The 2307-nt window shown below is 37.0% G+C and carries 2 protein-coding genes; one reads left to right on the top strand and one right to left on the bottom strand.

All coding sequences use genetic code 11. The annotated features are described in order from the left end of the window. A partial coding sequence (locus PEL01S_RS34105; RefSeq protein WP_164824385.1) for an RHS repeat domain-containing protein occupies positions 1-299 on the bottom strand: 299 nt, incomplete at its 3' end. A gap of 1450 nt (positions 300-1749) precedes the next feature. On the opposite strand from PEL01S_RS34105, the gene PEL01S_RS34110 reads away from it, so the two are divergent. Then, the coding region (locus tag PEL01S_RS34110) for a discoidin domain-containing protein (RefSeq protein WP_164824386.1) at positions 1750-2307 on the top strand (558 nt) is incomplete at its 3' end.

Here is a 2307-nt window from a genome sequence, read left to right on the forward strand (position 1 = left end):
ATCTGCAAACCGTCCGTCCCCGTATCCTTCCATTTGTCCCATCCATCTGCTGTTCCGTTAGTTCCCGTTACAATCTCAAAACTGGAATTAACCAATAAGTTATTTGTTTTACTTTTGCTTACCAAGTTTCCTATTGCATCATACTGATATTCAACAGCACCGTTAAAATCATTCGCTTCAATTAGCCTACCGTTTTTATCGTAAAAATACTTTGTGGCCACGTTTGCTACCGTAATTGGAGCAATGAGTGTAATCAAAAACATAGCACTTAAGAAGATGGATATGATTTTCTTCAGCATAGTACCTCCAATAAATTCTATTTCTGTATAGGAGCTTTTTCCCGCTGTTAAATTATACCTTCGTTAATTATTGCTGTATACAAAGGAGTTTTGAAAAATAAATAGTGTGCGAACCAAAAACAAACGGATAGATGCCTATCTTGGGAAGAGGCTCATTTTGTTAGTTGGTTAATTACTTTTTTTGAAAGTAACTTTAGACCTTTTCCAAATCTCATTCTCCCCCACCCGATGTATGAGCGATGCATAATGCGCGAGGGCAGAGGGGGTCATAAGACCATAACAAAGAAAACCACAATACGAGTTCAAGTCGCATTGTGGTGGAAGTAGTGAATCATTTAAATTATAAAAATATCAAATATTATTATTAATATGCCCACAATAATCCCCATATAGCCGCCGTATATAATCCCATTGCGACTAACCCTTGACCTCCTTATTTTTAATAAAAAATCAGGGAAAGTTATCTGAACTATTCCTGAAATAATCGAGATAATACCGACTAATGATAAAGGGCTCATTCAATTCCCCTCTAAGTTTTGTTCTCTTATCCGACGACGAGGCAAAATAAGGCTTATCATTTAAAGTTTACATACCATTTCCACTTAAAAGATCAAAAACTCTTGGGCTCTTGGCGCACCAACATATCCCGGGGCTACGAGTCCATATGTAATATTTCGAATAGGACCAGACTCTACAACAACGATAGTACAGAGCATAAAAAAAGGAAACTCAATTCAAGTGTTAGTAACATTGTGTTTCCATAGAGATTATTTAACTTTTTGTTTTTATAATCCATCCATAAAGAGCAACAAATATTAACACTTCAATGAGTAGTTGATATGAAAATCCAATAACATATAACGAAAATAAAAAAACTAAAATATTAAAAATTAAAGCCAAATACATAGATGTTTTAGAATTGTAACCCACAATATAGTTATTAATAAGATACATTATATTTAGAATTGGAAGACCAATCAACAAAGTGAGGTTCAAATGCCTCCCCCTTTCTTAAGCGGCTAGTCATACCGTAAAACAATTTTATGTAAACTGGCACGTTACCAGTTTTTTTTATTATCCTTACACTCTCAGTTGCCGGAATGACATACTGTTTAGTTGCGAGCATCTTATCTCATTCCCTTTGCACATAATCATCCTCTTCCGGAGCTCGCGGCACGACGAGCATAAATCCCCTTACCGCCTTCTGACCCCGCTTCAGATGTTGAACCAGCAGTCAAGCGCTCTACTTGACGGCTGGTTCAACATCTGAAAATCTCTTAAAGGCGGAAGGGGTTATGAAACTAACATTTTGCATTGTACCCACCCAGTAGAGCGAAGAGCCAAGCAAATTTTGTTTATTTAAACTTATTTCGGTGAAAAAACCATGGAAGACATTATCCATAAGTGTTACTGTAAGAATTGTCGTATATTACCGAAAAGGAGTCAATCTATGCATTGGAGATGGAGAAAGAAGATTTCAACTTTAGTAGTAAGTACAGTTTTACTATCATTAATACCGTTTGGAGGTGTTAATGCATCATCTCCACTACTATCATTGGATAGTCCTTATCAGTCTGTTACCCCAAGTATTTTCCAAACATTAAATCATTCAACGAGTCCATCTGCTGATGTAATTCCTAATCAATCCTCAAATAGCGTGGATACCGGAGGCTATAGTTATTTTTACGACAATTCAGGATGGTTAAGTTATAGCTTGCTTCCTTCGGGAGATTTTTTGAATTATCAATACGACTTTAATGGAAATATTTCGAGGAAAATTAAAACAAGTTACAGAGCTTTTGCATCGTCGAATATAGCTGGTTGGGAAGCGTACAAAGTAACGGATAACAATCCGAGCACCGTATGGTCAAGTGTACCTCGTAGCGGTGAGTTAAACAGCGAGTGGATTGCTTTGGATTTAGGAAGCACCAAGTTCATCGGCAGTGTGAGCCTAACCCCAAGAGGCACATTGAGTTTTCCGAAGGACTTTAAACTGCAATCAAGCAAC

Source organism: Paenibacillus elgii NBRC 100335 (assembly GCF_004000865.1).
In the GTDB taxonomy this organism is placed as follows: Bacteria; Bacillota; Bacilli; order Paenibacillales; family NBRC-103111; genus Paenibacillus_G; species Paenibacillus_G elgii.